This window comes from Cellulomonas cellasea (assembly GCF_006538745.1).
Lineage (GTDB): Bacteria > Actinomycetota > Actinomycetes > Actinomycetales > Cellulomonadaceae > Cellulomonas_A > Cellulomonas_A cellasea.
On the sequence record NZ_BJLR01000019.1, the window covers coordinates 244,629 to 260,399 of the forward strand.

Here is a 15,771-nt window from a genome sequence, read left to right on the forward strand (position 1 = left end):
GGCGCACGAGCCCCCGCCGTCGCCAGCGGATCATCCGCGGGGTGCAGTACGCGGCGCTGGTCGCCGCGGTCGTGGTCGTCGCCGTCGCGACCGACTGGACGCGCGTCGGCACGCAGCTGTTCAACCCGGCGGTCGCGGCCGACATGGCGGCCTCGCTGCCGGTCGCGCTGAAGAACACGGTCGTCTACACGCTCGCGGCGTTCGCGATCGGCCTGAGCCTCGGCACCGTGCTCGCGCTCATGCGGCTGTCGTCCGTCGGGCCCTACCGCTGGATCGCGACGCTCTACATCGAGTTCTTCCGCGGCATCCCGGCCCTGCTCGTGGTCATCGCGTTCGGCTACGCCGTGCCCATCGCGCTGGGCGTGCGCATCGAGTCGGTGATCGCCAAGGCCGGTCTCGCGCTCGGCATGGTGTCCGCGGCGTACATCGCCGAGACGCTGCGCGCGGGGATCCAGGCCGTGCCGAAGGGTCAGGTCGAGGCGGCACGCTCGCTCGGGATGTCCCCGACCCGCACGCTCGTGCAGGTCGTGATCCCGCAGGCGTTCCGCATCGTGCTGCCCCCGATGACGAACGAGCTGATCCTGCTGACCAAGGACACCTCGCTCATCTCGGTCGTCGGCCTGCTGCCGACGCAGTTCGACCTCACGAAGGTGGGGCGCGACATGCTCAACAGCGCCACCGGCGGGCTCACCGCGCTGTTCGTCGTCGGCGCGTGCTACCTCGTCATCACCATCCCGCTGGGCCTCGTCGCACGCTGGCTCGAGCGCCGCACCGGAGGGGGCTCGCGCCCATGACCGTGTCCCCCGAGGCCCACGCCGGCGGCGTCACGACCCGCACCGGCGGCGAGGACGTCGTCGTCCGCATCGACGCCCTGCACAAGTCGTTCGGCGAGAAGCAGGTGCTCCGCGGCATCGACCTCGAGGTCCGCTCGGGCGAGGTCGTGTGCGTGATCGGCCCGTCCGGCTCGGGCAAGTCGACGCTCCTGCGCTGCGTCAACCTCCTCGAGGAGCCGACGGGCGGGAGCATCGAGGTGCTCGGCACCGAGGTGACCGACCCCGACGTCGACATCGACCACGTCCGCACGCACGTCGGCATGGTGTTCCAGCAGTTCAACCTGTTCACGCACCGCACGGTCCTCGACAACTGCACGATGGCCCAGCGCACCGTGCTGCGCCGCTCGCGGGCCGAGGCCGAGCGGGTCGCGCGGGAGAACCTCGCACGCGTCGGGCTCGCGGGCACCGAGTCGCTGATGCCCGCGCAGCTGTCCGGCGGGATGCAGCAGCGCGTGGCGATCGCCCGGGCGCTGTCGATGGACCCGCAGCTCATGCTGTTCGACGAGCCGACGTCGGCGCTCGACCCCGAGCTCGTGGGCGACGTGCTGGGGGTCATGCGGGACCTCGCCGAGGGCGGGATGACGATGATCGTCGTGACGCACGAGATGGCGTTCGCGCGCGAGGTCGGCGACCGCGTCGTCTTCATGGACGGCGGTGTCGTGGTCGAGGACGGCCCCGCGGACGAGGTGATCGGCGCACCGCGCGAGGAGCGCACGCGCGAGTTCCTCCAGCGCGTGCTCGACCCGACGCACCGGCACGACGACCAGGGCGCCGGTGGTCCCGGTACGTCCGGCTGAGAGCGGTCTAGGGTCGGGGGGTCCGGACCCCTGAGCAGGAGCACCGATGCCCGAGACCCAGTCCCCCGCCCTCGTCGAGCCCGACCCGGCGTGGAGCATCCCGCGACTGCTCGCCGAGCGCGTCGCCCGCGACCCCGACGGCACGCTCGCCGAGCGCTCGACGGGCCTGGGCGGCACGTGGCGGCCCGTGAGCGCCGCGGCGTTCGCCGACGAGGTCACGGGGGTCGCCCGCGGGCTCGTCGCCCGCGGGATCCAGCCCGGTGACAGCGTCGCGATCATGTCCCGCACGCGCTACGAGTGGACGGTCGCGGACTTCGCGGTCTGGGCCGCGGGCGGCGTGAGCATCCCCGTGTACGAGACGTCGTCGGCCGAGCAGGTCCGGTGGATCCTCTCGGACGCGCGGGTGCGGCTCGTGCTCGTCGAGACGGCCGCGCACGCCGCCGTCGTCGAGCAGGTCCGCGGCGAGCTGCCCGAGCTCGGCGAGGTGCTCGTGATCGACGAGGGCGCGCTCGACCGGCTCACGGAGACCGGCACCGACGTCCCTGCCGCCGAGGTCGAGCGCCGGAGCACCGCGACGGTCGCGGACGACCTCGCCACGATCATCTACACGTCCGGGACGACCGGGCGGCCCAAGGGCGTCGAGCTCACGCACGGCAACTTCGCGGCGATCACGCTCAACGGCGTCGCCGGTCTGACCGACGTCGTCGCCTCCCCGGGCTCGCGCACGCTGCTGTTCATGCCGCTCGCGCACGTGTTCGCGCGCTTCATCCAGGTGCTGTGCATCCCGTCCGGGGCGGTCCTGGGGCACACGCCCGACACCCGCAACCTGCTCGCGGACCTCGGGACGTTCCAGCCGACGTTCATCCTCGCGGTGCCGCGCGTCTTCGAGAAGGTCTACAACTCCTCGGAGCAGAAGGCCGGCACGGGCGCGAAGCTGCGCATCTTCCGCTGGTCGGCGAAGGTCGCCATCGCGTACTCGCGCGCGCTCGAGCAGCCCGGCGGGCCGGGCGCGGCGCTCAAGGCGCAGGAGGCCGTCGCCGAGGCCCTCGTCCACCGCAAGCTCCGGGCGGCGCTCGGCGGGCGGGCGCGGTACGCCGTCTCGGGCGGCGCCCCGCTCGGCGAGCGGCTCGGGCACTTCTACCGCGGCATCGGCCTCATCGTGCTCGAGGGCTACGGCCTCACCGAGACGACCTCCGCCACCGCGGTGAACCGCCCCGAGCTCACGAAGATCGGCACGGTGGGCCCGGCCTACCCTGGTGCGTCACTGCGCGTCGAGGACGACGGCGAGATCCTCGTGCGCGGCCCCCACGTCTTCCGCGGGTACCACGGCAACCCCGAGGCCACCGCCGAGGCGCTGCAGGACGGCTGGTTCCGCAGCGGGGATCTCGGAACCCTCGACGAGGACGGCTGCCTGCGCATCACGGGCCGCAAGAAGGAGATCATCGTGACCGCGGGCGGCAAGAACGTCGCCCCTGCGGTGCTCGAGGACCGCCTGCGCGGCCACCCGCTCGTGAGCCAGGTCGTCGTCGTCGGCGACGCGCGGCCGTTCATCGGCGCGCTCGTGACGCTCGACGCCGAGCTGCTGCCCGGCTGGCTGACGTCGCACGGGCTGCCGGTCATGGACGTCGCCGCGGCCGCCGCCCACCCCGACGTGCTCGCGGCGCTCGACCGGGCTGCCGAGCGGGCCAACGAGGCCGTGTCCCGCGCCGAGTCGATCCGCAAGCTCCGGGTGCTGCCGCTCGACTTCACCGAGGCGAACGGGTACCTGACGCCGTCGATGAAGGTCAAGCGCGCGCTCGTGCTGCAGGACTTCGCGCGCGAGATCGACGGGCTGTACGTCGACACGCGGGACGCCGGCGCGCACTGAGGGACTCGGCGCCCGCCGCACGCAGGACGCGCGCACCGGCCGCCGGGCCGGTGCGCGCGTCGTGTGCGGGCAGCTCTCGGGTCAGACCACGTCGTGCACGCGCGTCCGGTCGCCCGACTGCGTGAGCAGCGACTCGCTCGGCGTCGACGGGTCGTGCCAGCGCAGCACGGCGCCGACGCCGTCGATCAGGTCGACGCTGCCGTCGACGGCGAACGTCAGGCCGGCGTCCTGCCCGAGCGCCGCCCGGACCACCGCGATGTCGGCGCGCAGCTCACGCGCCCCCTCGTCGACGCCCATGGCCTCGAGCCCGGCGCGGTCGACCGCGATCTGCAGCGGGTCCGGCCCGACCCACACGGTGCGCTCGGCGAGCGCCGACGCGGGCGTGCTGACCGACTCGAGCAGCACGAGCTCGGACACCTGACCGCGCTGGAGCACCGCCACGACGTCGCCGAGCTGCGTGACCGCCGCACCGGCACGGCCCTGCTCCTGACGGAACCGGTCGAGCACCTCCTCGCGGCGCCGCGCCCGGAAGGCCTCGAGCGTCGCGTGGACCCGCTCGTCGAACGCGTCCTGCTTGACACCCTCGGCACGCGAGCCACCGGGCACGTCGACCACGAGCTCCTTCGTGCGGTGGCCGAGCGCCTCGTGCAGCAGCGGCACCTCGCGCACGTCCCCGGTGAGGATGACGAGCTCCGGGCACCGCTCCACGACCTGACGGTCGATCTCGGCGGCGACCGTCTCGGCGTTGCGCTCCCACGAGTCCTCGGCGCGCATCTGCATGCGCCGGTGTGCCCAGCCGTCACCGCTGCGGACCTTGCGGATCACGTCGTGGTCGCCCTCGACGACCTCGTGCTGGCGGGCGTCGAGCCGACCGGCCTCGTCGCTCCACCACAGGTCCGCGCCCTGCCGGTCGACCTGTACGAGCAGATAGCTCACGGCCTCGTCGGCCGCGCGGGCCGCCGGCAGGAGCGAGGGGACGGGCCCGTGCACGGCGACGTTGCTCGCGGGCGGGTCGGCGAGGACGCGGTCGATCGCGACGCCCTGGGAGTCGGCGATGAGCACGCGGCCGTGCGGCCCGGGGACCCGGGTCTGGGTCGTGACGCGCTCCTCGATCTCGTCGAGGAGCGCCGCAGGGGCGCCCTGGCGGTCGAGCTCGCGGCGCAGACCCTTCCACCGGTCGAGCACCTCGGTCTCCCCCGCGGCGTCGGCGCGGGTCGCGTCGAGGTAGACGGTCGTGAACGGACCCGTTCGTCCGAGCAACGGCTTGAGCCAGTCGAGCTTCATGGGCAGCGCCTCCGGGGTAGCTGTGGAGTGGACCCGGCGTCGTGCTCGGCCGGGTGCTGACCCCTCCACCATGGTTCACCCCGCAGGGGCGCGCCACCCGGTCGGACGTCCTGATGAGGTGCTCCCGGCGGCCGGGCGCGTCGTCGCCCCGCCGGTGTCCGGACATGTCCGGACAGCCTGGGCGCCGGGGGTCGCCGGCCCGCGACCGTTGGTGGCGTCGGGCCCCGCCGGGTCGCGTGGACCGCACGCCGGGTCGCGGGAACCGCCGTCCGCCTGACGCGGACCGCCCGCCGCCCCGCTCAGCCGCCGGTGCGCGCGTCGGAGGCGATCGCCTCGTGGTGGCGGATCACCTCGTCGACGATGAACGCGAGGAACTTCTCCGCGAAGACCGGGTCGAGCTCGGCCTCGTGCGCGAGCGTGCGGAGCCGGGCGACCTGACGCGCCTCACGCGCGGGGTCCGACGGCGGCAGGCCGCGCGACGCCTTGAGCACCCCGACCTGCTGGGTGGCCTTGAAGCGCTCGGCGAGCAGGTACACGAGCGCCGCGTCGATGTTGTCGATGCTCCCGCGCAGCCGGACGAGGTCCGCGGGCAGCGCGGCGTCGGCGGGCAGGGTCGTTCCGGTCGGCGCGGTGCGGTTCTCCTCGGTCACGCGCCGATCCTAGGCGTCGTCGCGTGACCGGTGACGGGACCGTCCGCTCAGGCGGACTTCTCCCGCGGCGTGCGCTTCGGGGTGCTCGCGTCGCGCGGGACGAGCGTCGGGTTCACGTTCTCGAGGACGACCTCGCGGGTGATGACGACCCGGGCGACGTCGTCGCGGCTCGGGACCTCGAACATCACCTGCTGGAGGACCTCCTCCATGATCGCCCGCAGCCCGCGCGCGCCCGTGCCCCGCAGGAGGGCCAGGTCGGCGATCGCCCCGATGGCGTCGTCGGAGAACTCGAGGTCCACGCCGTCGATCTCGAACATGCGCTGGTACTGCTTGATGAGCGCGTTGCGCGGCTCCGTGAGGATGCGCATGAGGGCCGACTGGTCGAGCGGCGAGACGGTCGTGATGACCGGGACGCGGCCGATGAACTCGGGGATGAGCCCGAACTTCAGCAGGTCCTCCGGCATGACCTCGCCGTACACGTCCGTGTCGTCGGCCGAGTGCAGCGGTGCACCGAAGCCGATCCCGCGGCGGCCCGAGCGCGACGTGATGATCTCGTCGAGCCCCGCGAAGGCACCCGCGACGATGAACAGCACGTTCGTCGTGTCGATCTGGATGAACTCCTGGTGCGGGTGCTTGCGGCCACCCTGCGGCGGCACCGACGCGGTCGTGCCCTCGAGGATCTTCAGCAGAGCCTGCTGGACGCCCTCGCCGGAGACGTCGCGCGTGATCGACGGGTTCTCGCTCTTGCGAGCGATCTTGTCGACCTCGTCGATGTAGATGATGCCCGTCTCGGCCTTCTTGACATCGTAGTCCGCGGCCTGGATGAGCTTGAGGAGGATGTTCTCGACGTCCTCGCCGACGTAGCCGGCCTCGGTGAGCGCGGTCGCGTCGGCGATCGCGAACGGGACGTTGAGCATCCGGGCCAGGGTCTGCGCGAGGTACGTCTTGCCGCAGCCCGTGGGGCCGATCAGCAGGATGTTCGACTTCGCGATCTCGATCGGCTGCTCGCCGCCGGACCCCGGGCCCAGGCGGCCGAGCTCGCCGGCCTGGATGCGCTTGTAGTGGTTGTACACCGCGACGGCGAGCGACCGCTTCGCGGGCTCCTGCCCGATGATGTACTGCTCGAGGAAGGCGAAGATCTCCTTCGGCTTGGGCAGCTCGACCATGCCGACCTCGGTCGCCTCGGCGAGCTCCTCCTCGATGATCTCGTTGCAGAGGTCGATGCACTCGTCGCAGATGTACACCCCTGGGCCCGCGATGAGCTTCTTGACCTGCTTCTGGGACTTGCCGCAGAACGAGCACTTGAGGAGATCGGCTCCGTCCCCGATGCGAGCCACGTGCGTCCCCTTCCTCGGTGTCGCTCTCCGCCCGGTCGGGCGGCGCGTCGGTCCTGCGCAGAGCTCTCCGGGCGCCGACCTCGGCGTTCCCCCGTGCTCCCCACCATTGCACACCACCTGGGCCGACATGTCAGCCCGCCGGGCCGGTGGACGCCCGACTGTCCGCCGGGCCCGCTCGTCGCGGGCCCGGCGAGACCCGTCAGACGGGCTGGACGACCGGCGTCACGACGCCCTTGCGCGACGCGAGCACCTGGTCGACGAGGCCGTACTCGTGCGCCTCTGCGGCCGTGAGGATCTTGTCGCGCTCGATGTCGTTGCGCACCTGCTCGACGTCACGACCCGTGTGCTTCGCGAGCGTCGCCTCGAGCCACTCGCGCATGCGGATGAGCTCGTTGGCGTGGATCTCGATGTCGGACGCCTGCGCGTAGCCGCCGCCCTCCATCGCGGGCTGGTGGATCAGCACGCGCGCGTTCGGCAGGGCCAGGCGCTTGCCCGGGCTGCCGGCGCCGAGCAGCACCGCCGCGGCCGACGCGGCCTGCCCGAGGCAGACCGTGACGAGCTGCGGCTTGATGTACTGCATCGTGTCGTAGATCGCCGTCATCGCGGTGAACGAGCCACCGGGCGAGTTGATGTACAGCGTGATGTCACGGTCCGGGTCCGTGCTCTCGAGCACGAGCAGCTGGGCCATGATGTCGTCGGCCGACGCGTCGTCGACCTGCACCCCGAGGAAGATGATGCGGTCCTCGAAGAGCTTGGTGTAGGGGTCCTGGCGCTTGAAGCCGTAGGCCGTGCGCTCCTCGAACTGCGGCAGCACGTACCGGCTGCTCGGGGACGCGGGACCCTGCCCGGACCAGCCGGACGCGCCCGGCCCGGCCAGGCGCCCGGCGCGGGCGATGAACTGGGACTCGATGCTCACTGGGTTCTCCTCAGGTCTCGGTGGTCGGTCGGGACGCGGTCAGGACGCCGTGGTCCCGCCACCGCCGGAGACCGATCCGGCGTGGGTGACGACGTGGTCGACGAAGCCGTACTCGAGCGCCTCGGCCGCGGTGAACCAGCGGTCGCGGTCCGAGTCGGCGTTGATCTGCTCGGGCGTCTTGCCGGTCTGCTCCGCGATCAGGTCCGCGAGGACCTTCTTCATGTGCATGATCAGCTGGGCGTTGATCCGCACGTCCGTCGCCGTGCCGCCGATGCCGCCCGAGGGCTGGTGCATCATCACGCGGGTGTGCGGGGTCGCGTAGCGCTTGCCCTTGGTGCCCGAGGAGAGCAGGAACTGCCCCATCGACGCCGCCATGCCGATCGCGACCGTGGCCACGTCCGGCTGGATGTACTTCATCGTGTCGTAGATCGCCATGCCGGCCGTGATCGAGCCGCCGGGCGAGTTGATGTACAGGAAGATGTCCTTGTCCGGGTCCTCCGCGGCCAGGAGCATCATCTGGGCGCAGATGGCGTTCGCGTTCTCGTCGCGCACCTCGGAGCCCAGCCAGATGATGCGCTCCCGCAGGAGCCGGTTGTAGATGTGGTCGTTGAGGCCGAACCCGGGGGAATCGGCCCGGGCGATCGCCGGCATCTGGTCGTTCACGAAGGCTCCCTCGTCAGACTGCGTCCGCTCCCGGAACCGGGGGCGGACCTGCATGTGCAAGGACCCTAACGCGCACGTGCGACGGCGAACGTCCCGCGGACACGCGTTTTCGCTGACGGCGCACCCGGCCCGGCGACCGGCACCCGGACGCACGCAGGGCCCCGCACCGGGTGGGTGCGGGGCCCTGCGTCGACCGGGCGGGTGCGCGTCAGGCCTTGGCGTCCTCGGCGGGCGCCTCGTCGTCGAACACGATGTCCGAGTCGTCGGCGCCGACGCTCGCCTGCACGGCGGCGTCCTCGAGCGCGTCCTCCTCGTCGGACCCGATGAACTCGGAGAGGTCCACGGGCGCGCCGCTCGCGTCGGTCACCGTGATGCGGCGCAGCGCGATGGCGAGCGCCTTGGAGCGCGCGACCTCGCCGACCATCGCGGGGATCTGACCCTGCTGGTCGACGGTCTGGATGAACGTGTTCGGGTCCATCCCGTACTGGCGCGAGGCGCTCACGAGGTAGTCGAGCAGCTCGTTCTGGCTGACCTTGACCTCGAGCTGCTCGGCCAGCGTGTCGAGCAGGATCTGGTTGCGCAGGGCCGTCTCGGCCTGCTCGCCGACCTCGGCGCGGTGCTCGGCGTCCTCGAGGCGGCCCTCGTTCTCGAGGTGGCGGTGGACCTCGGCCTCGACGACGCCGGCCGGGACCGGGATCTCCGTGGCGGCGAGGAGCTGCTCGAGGAGCAGGTCGCGCGCCTGCACGGCCTGGCCCGACGCCTTGTTCTTCGCGGCCTGCTCGCGCAGGTCGGCCTCGAGCTCGGCGAGCGTGTCGAACTCGCTCGCGAGCTGGGCGAAGTCGTCGTCCGCGGCGGGCAGCTCACGCGTCTTGACCGTCGTGGCCGTGACGGTGACCTGAGCCTTCTCGCCGGCGTGGTCGCCGCCCGCGAGGGTCGTCTCGAACGTCGTCGTCTCGCCGCCGGACAGCCCCTCGAGCGCCTCGTCGAGCCCCTCGAGCATGTTGCCCGAGCCGATCTGGTAGCTGATGCCGCTGACGGAGTCGACCGTCTCGCCGTCGATCGTCGCCTCGAGGTCGAGCACGACGAAGTCGCCCTCGGCCGCCGGGCGGTCGACGCCGACGAGCGTGCCGAACCGCTCGCGCAGCGCGTCGAGGCGGGTCGCGACGTCCTCGTCGGTGACGGTGACGTCGTCGACCGAGATCGTCAGCGAGTCGAGGGTGGGGACCGTGATCTCGGGGCGGACCTCGACCTCGGCGGTGAAGTGCAGCTCGCCCTCCTCGCCCGCGGGGGCGGCGGTCAGCGCGGGCACCTTGGTGACCTCGACCTCGGGCTGGCCGAGCGGGCGCAGCTTGTTCTCGCGGACGGCCTCGGCGTAGAAGCCCGAGAGGCCCTCGTTGACGGCGTGCTCGATCACGGCCACGCGACCGACGCGCTGGTCGATGATCCGCGGAGGCACCTTGCCCTTGCGGAAGCCGGGGACCGTGACCTGCTCAGCGATGTGCTGGTAGGCGTGGTCGATGCTCGGCTTGAGCTCGTCGTACGGCACCTCGACGGTCAGCTTGACCTTGGTGGCGTCCAGGGTCTCGACGGCGCTCTTCACTTCGATGATCTCCAACTGGTCGGGGCGGGCGCCGGCGACTCCGGCGATCTCCGGGGCCGACGCGCGGCCCCCGCGCCAGGCAGCCCGGCAGGTGACCGCACGCTGGCGACCCTCGATCCTACGTCACGGGTTCCGACGGCCCAAGCCGCCAGGTCAGGTGCGGGGCTCGGCCGTGGACGGGTCGGGGTCGGCGGGCGGCAGGGCCGCAGAGGTCGGGATGGCGGGATTCGAACCCACGACCTTCCGCTCCCAAAGCGGACGCGCTACCAACCTGCGCCACATCCCGTGCGGGCCGAGTCTAGTGGCGCGGCGCACGCCCGGGACCCGTCGACCGCCGTCCGCGCGCCACGCGGCACACCGGGGAGGAGGGACACCGGACGGGTGCCGCGGGTGAGGTGCGGCCGCGACTGCCGCGTGCGCCCACCCCGGGCGGAGCGCGTCGCACGGCCCGGCGCGGAGCCGCTAACCTAGGGCCGCTGGTCCGGCGTGAGCCGGTCCGCGCGGGTGTAGCTCAATGGTAGAGCCCCAGTCTTCCAAACTGGCTACGCGAGTTCGATTCTCGTCACCCGCTCCCCGCACCTCCCCCGCACCTCCCCGCACCTCCCCGAGGGCCGTTCCTCGGACGGACCCGCGACGCCGTCGGCCCTCGCCAGGCAGTCGCGCCGCCCCCCGCCGGCCGGCTCCCGGCCCGCACCGCCCCCGGTCCTCGGCGCCTACGAGCGCAGCTCCGCCGCCGCGTGCTCGACCACGCGCCCGGTCAGCACGCCGAGCCAGTGCGAGCCGACCTTCCAGTGCTGCCAGTAGAGCGGGACGTCGAGGTGCTGCCCCGGCGCGAGCTCGACGAGGTCGCCCCGGGCGGCGCCCGCGCGCGCGGCCTGCTCGGGGACCATCCCCCAGCCGAGCCCGCGCATGACGAGCTCGACGAACGCATGGTTCGACGGGACGAGGTGACGCGGCGGGTCGACGCGCCGGCCCGTGACCTGCTCGGCGAACCGGTCCTGCAGCGCGTCCTTGCCCGTGAACGCGAGCAGCGGCGCCTGCCCGAGAGCCTCGTGCGTCGGGCCCTCGGGGAGCCACCGTGCGACGAAGTGCGGGGCTGCGACGGCGAGGTAGCGCATGTCGCCGAGGTGGTGCACGCGGCAGCCCTGCACGGGCGCGCTGTCGGTCGTGACGGCCGCCATGACGGAGCCCTCGCGCAGCAGCGCCGCCGAGTGGTCCTGGTCCTCGCGCCGCACGTCGAGCAGGACGTGCGGGGCGAGCCCCGCGAGCACCGGCGGGAACCACGTCGACAGCGAGTCCGCGTTGACGGCGATCGCGAGCCGGACGTGCGCGTCCGGGTCGTCGCCCCCGAGCACGCCGGCAGCCTCCGCCTCGAGGACGCTCCACTCGCGTGCGAGACGGAGCAGCGCGCGGCCGGGGACGGTCGGCTCGCACGGCCGGGCGCGGCGGACGACGACGTGGCCCGCGGACCGCTCGAGCGCCTTGATGCGCTGGCTGACCGCGGACGGGGTGACGCTCAGCAGCCGCGCGGCCCCCTCGAAGCTGCCCTCGTCAACGACCGCCGCGAGCGCCTTGAGCTGAGCGGGGTCGAGGTCCATGAAGCAATCCTACGCATCCGTGAAAATCATTCGGTGGCCTGAACGGCACCCGCTGCCTACGGTCGAGGCATGCCCCTCCCCCTCCCCCGGGTCGCCCGGTGAACGCCTCGGCGCCGGCCGACGCCCTCGTCGGCCTCGTCACCGGGCTCGGCCTCATCGTGGCCATCGGCGCCCAGAACGCCTTCGTCCTGCGCCAGGGGCTGCGGCGCGAGCACGTGCTTGGCGTCGTGCTCATGTGCGCGCTCGCCGACGCCGCCCTCGTGACCGCGGGGGTCGCGGGCCTCGGTCCGGTGCTCACCGCCCACGAGACCGTCATGGCCGTCGTCCGGTACGGCGGCGCGGCGTTCCTGGGGTGGTTCGCGTTCAGCGCCGCGCGCCGGGCGCTGCGACCCGCGGCACTGCAGCCCGCCGCCGACGACGCGCCGGGCGGGCGCACCCGGGTGCTGCTCACGTGCGCCGCCCTGACGTTCCTCAACCCGCACGTGTACCTCGACACGGTCGTGCTGCTCGGCTCGGTCGCGCACCAGCAGGACCGCCCGTGGGCGTTCGCCGCCGGCGCGGTGACCGCGAGCTTCGGCTGGTTCACGACGCTCGGCTTCGGCGCCGGCCGGCTCGCCCCGCTGTTCGCCCGACCGCGCGCGTGGCAGGTCCTCGACGCGCTCGTCGCGCTCGTCATGGCGGCGCTCGCGGTCTCGCTCGTCGTCGGCACCTGACGGGTTGGCCCCGGCCGGGCCCGTGTGCTGCAGTTCGAGCATGACGCTTCTCGAGGCGGGCGACCGCATCCTCCTGACCGGCGACTCGATCACGGACTGGGGGCGCGACCGTCAGGACCCGACGAGCCTCGGTCACGGGTACGCGATGGTCGTCGCCTCGCTCGCCGGGGCGCGCCGGCCCGACCTGGGCCTGACGTTCCTCAACCGCGGGATCGGCGGGGACACCGCGCGCCGGCTCCGGGACCGCTGGGAGGTCGACGCGCTCGCGCTCGAGCCCACGGTGATCTCGGTCCTCGTCGGGATCAACGACACGTGGCGGCGCTACGACTCGGGCCGCTCCACGTCCGTCGACGCGTACGAGGAGGACTACCGCGCGATGCTCGACTCCGCGCGCGAGCGGCTCGGCGCGCGCCTCGTGCTCGTCGAGCCGTTCGTCGTCCCCGTCGAGGAGGCCCAGCACGGCTGGCGCGAGGACCTCGACCCGCGCATCGGCGTCGTCCGACGGCTCGCCGCCGAGTACCGCGCGACGCTCGTGGCGGCCGACGGGCTCTTCGCCGCGGCATCCGTCCGCACGACGCCGGCCGCGTGGGCGTACGACGGCGTGCACCCGACTCCGGCCGGGCACGGCCTGCTCGCGACCGCCTGGCTCGACGCGGTCGGGCTGGGCTGACGCGCGAAGGGCGGGGGACGCGCGAACCACCCCTCCGGGTGCACCCGTTCGTGAACGGACGAGAACACCCGGACCGGGCGTGAACGGATATCCCGGGCATCGCAGGAGCAGGACGCCCACGAGGCGAACAACACGCAGGAATCGGCGGCCTGTCGGGCTTTCCTGCGCCCGTGACCTGCGGGATCGCCCCGGTCCGCACGTGCTGATATCACCGGCCGAGGTGTCCCGCTGACCAATCGGCGTTCTTTCACCCGCTTGCTGGACGCTGTGACTCTTGTCGAGAAGGGTCACGACCGCATACGGTCCTCCTGTCCACGAAAAGGCAAAGCTGCCGCGAGGTAGTGACGCAAAGCCATGGGACCCACGAGGTTCGCCAGGCTGCCGAACGACGGAGAATCCAGTGCTCAATGCAGTCCGCTCGACCTTCAGCGCGCCCACCGACAGCCTCGTGGAGCGCGCCGTCCAGCGCGCCCCCCGCCGCCGGGGCCGGGCCTTCGCCCTCGTCGCCGGCCTCAGCGTCGCCGCGACGCTCGCCGCGACCGCTCCCGCCGCCGGCGTCGGCGCCGCACCCGCCGCGCTCACGGTCCCGACGCTGAGCAACGCCAGCGCCAGCACGACCGGCGTGCCGGCCGGCACGGTCCTCACCGTCATCACGGGCGACCTCGTGGTGACCACGCCCGGCGCGGTCATCGACGCGGTCGACGTGCGCGGGTTCCTCAAGGTGTCGGCGCCCAACGTCACGATCAAGCGCTCGATCGTCCGCGGCCGCCCGATCACCAGCAGCTTCGCCCTCATCACGAACGGCGCGGGCCTCTACCCCTTCACCGTCGAGGACAGCGAGCTCATCGCGTCCGACGCCTCGCCGCACATCGCGGGGATCATCGGCCACAACTTCACGGTCCGGCGCACGGAGATCGCGAAGGTCATCGACTCGGTGCACGTCACCGGCTCGAACGTGCTCGTCGAGGACTCGTTCCTGCACAGCAACCTGTACTACGCGGCGGACCCGAACCACGGCGGCGCCGAGAGCCACGCCGACAGCGTCCAGATCCAGGGCGGGACGAACATCCGGATCCTGCGCAACAACATCCAGGGCGCGCAGGCCACGGCGATCCAGACGACCCAGGACCGCGCGCAGATCACCGGCCTGACGATCAAGGACAACCGCATCGGTGGCGGCAAGTGCACCGTCAACATCGCATACGGCAGCCGCCCGGCGAGCACGGGCATCGTCGTCCAGAACAACGTGTTCCGCCTGGACACGGGCTACACGCGCTGCGGGATCATCGCCCCGATCACGAACACGATCGCGAACGTCGACAACTACTTCACGGACGGCTCGGCGGTGAAGATCTCGCGCGGCTGATCCGGTCGACGGGTTTCGCAGCAGTGCCCCGCGGGACGGGGCGGACGAGAGCGGTGCGCGGAGGTCCTCGCGCACCGCTCTCGTGCGTCCGGACGGCACATGTCCCGCGCCTCGGGCATGCTTTGCGCCGCGCCGACGTTGTCGATACCGTCAGCCCGTCCATGACCGACCGGGAGGAGAGGTGACCGTGCAGCTCCGCCGCGCGTCCGTCACCGCCCTGGTCCCGTGCGACGCCTCGTGCGCCGGCCCCGACCGGGTCGCCCCCACCTGCTGTCGCTGTCACTAGAGCGCTGGCCGCTCCCGCTGCCCTCGCAGCGGGAGGCCCGCACGGGCACATCCCCCCGCGCCAGCGCTCGCCCCACGCGCCGCAGCCGTGGTCCCCGGCGCTCGACGGCCTCCCCGGCGGCGCGCCCCGCGCCCCGTCGGCACCCGAGGCGACGAGCCCACCACCCGGCGCGCGACCCCCGGAGACCTCCCGGTCCCCCGCTCCACCTCCCCCACCCGCCACGCACCCCGTGGCCCCGCACAGACGAGGACGACATGGCCCGCATCTACGACGACGCGACCCAGCTCATCGGCAACACCCCGCTGGTCCGGATCAACAAGCTGACCGAGGGCGCCGGCGCGACCGTGGTCGGCAAGCTCGAGTTCTACAACCCGGCCAGCTCGGTCAAGGACCGCATCGGCGTGGCGATCATCGACGCCGCCGAGGCGTCCGGCGAGCTGCCCGCGGGCGGCACGATCGTCGAGGCCACGTCCGGCAACACCGGCATCGCGCTCGCGTTCGTCGGCGCGGCCCGCGGGTACAAGGTCGTCCTGACGATGCCGGAGACCATGTCGAAGGAGCGCCGGGCGCTGCTGCGCGCGTACGGCGCCGAGCTCATCCTGACGCCGGGCTCCGAGGGCATGAAGGGCGCGGTCAACCGCGCGAACGAGATCGCCGCGGAGCGCCCGGGCGCGGTGCTCGCGCGCCAGTTCGCGAACGCCGCCAACCCGGCGATCCACCGCGCCACGACCGCCGAGGAGATCTGGGCGGACACCGACGGCAAGGTCGACATCTTCGTCGCGGGCATCGGCACCGGCGGCACGATCACGGGCGTCGGCCAGGTGCTCAAGGAGCGCAACCCCGACATCCAGGTCATCGCGGTCGAGCCGGAGGAGTCGCCGATCCTCAACGGCGGCCAGCCGGGGCCGCACAAGATCCAGGGCATCGGCGCGAACTTCGTCCCCGAGATCCTCGACACCTCGGTCTACGACGAGGTGATCGACGTCAACGCCGAGACGGCCGTCGAGTGGGCGCGCCGCGCGGCGAAGGAGGAGGGGCTCCTCGTCGGCATCTCCTCCGGCGCGGCGCTGTACGCCGCCGTCCAGGTCGCCAAGCGCCCCGAGAACGCCGGCAAGCTGATCGTCACGATCATCCCGTCGTTCGGCGAGCGCTACCTGACGTCGATCCTCTACGCCGACCTGCTGGACTGAC

The 15,771-nt window shown here is 72.7% G+C and carries 14 protein-coding genes, 2 tRNA genes and 1 riboswitch; of the genes, 8 read left to right on the forward strand and 8 right to left on the reverse strand.

From position 1 onward, the window contains the following. Positions 1-32: 32 nt before the first annotated feature. From CCE01nite_RS11775 to CCE01nite_RS11785, 3 genes are read left to right on the forward strand one after another with little or no spacing between them, the layout of a single operon-like run. The gene (locus CCE01nite_RS11775; RefSeq protein WP_371861039.1) at positions 33-794 is read left to right on the forward strand and encodes an amino acid ABC transporter permease; all 762 of its coding nucleotides are present in this window, start codon (positions 33-35) and stop codon (positions 792-794) included. Next, the gene (locus CCE01nite_RS11780; protein ID WP_084142437.1) at positions 791-1,630 is read left to right on the forward strand and encodes an amino acid ABC transporter ATP-binding protein; all 840 of its coding nucleotides are present in this window, start codon (positions 791-793) and stop codon (positions 1,628-1,630) included. The genes CCE01nite_RS11775 and CCE01nite_RS11780 overlap by 4 nt, the downstream gene beginning before the upstream one ends. A 46-nt stretch (positions 1,631-1,676) precedes the next feature. After that, complete coding sequence (locus CCE01nite_RS11785) at positions 1,677-3,497, forward strand: AMP-dependent synthetase/ligase (RefSeq protein WP_034624794.1); 1,821 nt, start codon at positions 1,677-1,679, stop codon at positions 3,495-3,497. A gap of 81 nt (positions 3,498-3,578) precedes the next feature. Here CCE01nite_RS11785 and CCE01nite_RS11790 read toward each other — a convergent pair whose 3' ends face one another. The 7 genes from CCE01nite_RS11790 to CCE01nite_RS11820 all read right to left on the reverse strand — a co-directional run bounded on the left by CCE01nite_RS11790 (position 3,579) and on the right by CCE01nite_RS11820 (position 10,233). Then, entirely contained in the window at positions 3,579-4,781 is a 1,203-nt protein-coding gene (locus CCE01nite_RS11790) for a baeRF2 domain-containing protein (RefSeq protein ID WP_034624795.1), read from the reverse strand. A 299-nt stretch (positions 4,782-5,080) separates the two neighbouring features. Continuing rightward, positions 5,081-5,392: a chorismate mutase gene (locus CCE01nite_RS11795; protein ID WP_034624891.1), complete on the reverse strand. Its 312-nt coding sequence runs from the start codon at positions 5,390-5,392 to the stop codon at positions 5,081-5,083. Positions 5,393-5,478: 86 nt separating this feature from the next. Next, complete coding sequence (clpX, locus tag CCE01nite_RS11800) at positions 5,479-6,768, reverse strand: ATP-dependent Clp protease ATP-binding subunit ClpX (protein WP_034624797.1); 1,290 nt, start codon at positions 6,766-6,768, stop codon at positions 5,479-5,481. A 199-nt stretch (positions 6,769-6,967) separates the two neighbouring features. Then, positions 6,968-7,684: an ATP-dependent Clp protease proteolytic subunit gene (locus CCE01nite_RS11805; protein ID WP_034624799.1), complete on the reverse strand. Its 717-nt coding sequence runs from the start codon at positions 7,682-7,684 to the stop codon at positions 6,968-6,970. Between the two features lie 39 nt (positions 7,685-7,723). Beyond that, positions 7,724-8,347: an ATP-dependent Clp protease proteolytic subunit gene (locus CCE01nite_RS11810; RefSeq protein WP_034624895.1), complete on the reverse strand. Its 624-nt coding sequence runs from the start codon at positions 8,345-8,347 to the stop codon at positions 7,724-7,726. Positions 8,348-8,555: 208 nt separating this feature from the next. After that, entirely contained in the window at positions 8,556-9,947 is a 1,392-nt protein-coding gene (tig, locus tag CCE01nite_RS11815) for a trigger factor (RefSeq protein WP_034624804.1), read from the reverse strand. Between the two features lie 212 nt (positions 9,948-10,159). Then, positions 10,160-10,233 (reverse strand) — tRNA-Pro (locus CCE01nite_RS11820). 214 nt (positions 10,234-10,447) lie between these two features. On the opposite strand from CCE01nite_RS11820, the gene CCE01nite_RS11825 reads away from it, so the two are divergent. Continuing rightward, positions 10,448-10,518 (forward strand) — tRNA-Gly (locus tag CCE01nite_RS11825). Between the two features lie 142 nt (positions 10,519-10,660). On the opposite strand, the gene CCE01nite_RS11830 is transcribed toward CCE01nite_RS11825, so the two are convergent. After that, a complete protein-coding gene (locus CCE01nite_RS11830; protein WP_034624808.1) occupies positions 10,661-11,545 on the reverse strand; it encodes a LysR family transcriptional regulator ArgP in 885 nt (294 codons plus the stop codon). Between the two features lie 98 nt (positions 11,546-11,643). Here CCE01nite_RS11830 and CCE01nite_RS11835 point away from each other — a divergent pair, with 98 nt between their 5' ends. From CCE01nite_RS11835 to cysK, 4 genes are all read left to right on the forward strand, one after another. Next, a complete protein-coding gene (locus tag CCE01nite_RS11835) occupies positions 11,644-12,258 on the forward strand; it encodes a LysE/ArgO family amino acid transporter (RefSeq protein ID WP_034624812.1) in 615 nt (204 codons plus the stop codon). Between the two features lie 40 nt (positions 12,259-12,298). After that, positions 12,299-12,928 carry an SGNH/GDSL hydrolase family protein gene (locus tag CCE01nite_RS11840; RefSeq protein ID WP_034624816.1) on the forward strand — a complete coding sequence of 210 codons (630 nt, stop codon included), beginning with the start codon at positions 12,299-12,301 and terminating at the stop codon, positions 12,926-12,928. A gap of 311 nt (positions 12,929-13,239) precedes the next feature. Further along, positions 13,240-13,314: riboswitch (cyclic di-GMP riboswitch) on the forward strand. 14 nt (positions 13,315-13,328) lie between these two features. Further along, on the forward strand, positions 13,329-14,294 hold the full coding sequence (locus CCE01nite_RS11845; RefSeq protein WP_034624820.1) for a hypothetical protein: 966 nt from the start codon (positions 13,329-13,331) through the stop codon (positions 14,292-14,294). A gap of 540 nt (positions 14,295-14,834) precedes the next feature. Continuing rightward, a complete protein-coding gene (cysK, locus tag CCE01nite_RS11850) occupies positions 14,835-15,770 on the forward strand; it encodes a cysteine synthase A (RefSeq protein WP_034624824.1) in 936 nt (311 codons plus the stop codon). Position 15,771 lies beyond the last annotated feature (1 nt).

Coding starts and splice junctions, on each gene's coding strand:
- cysK (WP_034624824.1), top strand. CDS start 14,835: ATGGCCCGCATCTACGACGACGCGACCCAGCTCATCGGCAACACCCCG.
- CCE01nite_RS11840 (WP_034624816.1), top strand. CDS start 12,299: ATGACGCTTCTCGAGGCGGGCGACCGCATCCTCCTGACCGGCGACTCG.
- CCE01nite_RS11785 (WP_034624794.1), top strand. CDS start 1,677: ATGCCCGAGACCCAGTCCCCCGCCCTCGTCGAGCCCGACCCGGCGTGG.
- CCE01nite_RS11830 (WP_034624808.1), bottom strand. CDS start 11,545: ATGGACCTCGACCCCGCTCAGCTCAAGGCGCTCGCGGCGGTCGTTGAC.
- CCE01nite_RS11780 (WP_084142437.1), top strand. CDS start 791: ATGACCGTGTCCCCCGAGGCCCACGCCGGCGGCGTCACGACCCGCACC.
- CCE01nite_RS11790 (WP_034624795.1), bottom strand. CDS start 4,781: ATGAAGCTCGACTGGCTCAAGCCGTTGCTCGGACGAACGGGTCCGTTC.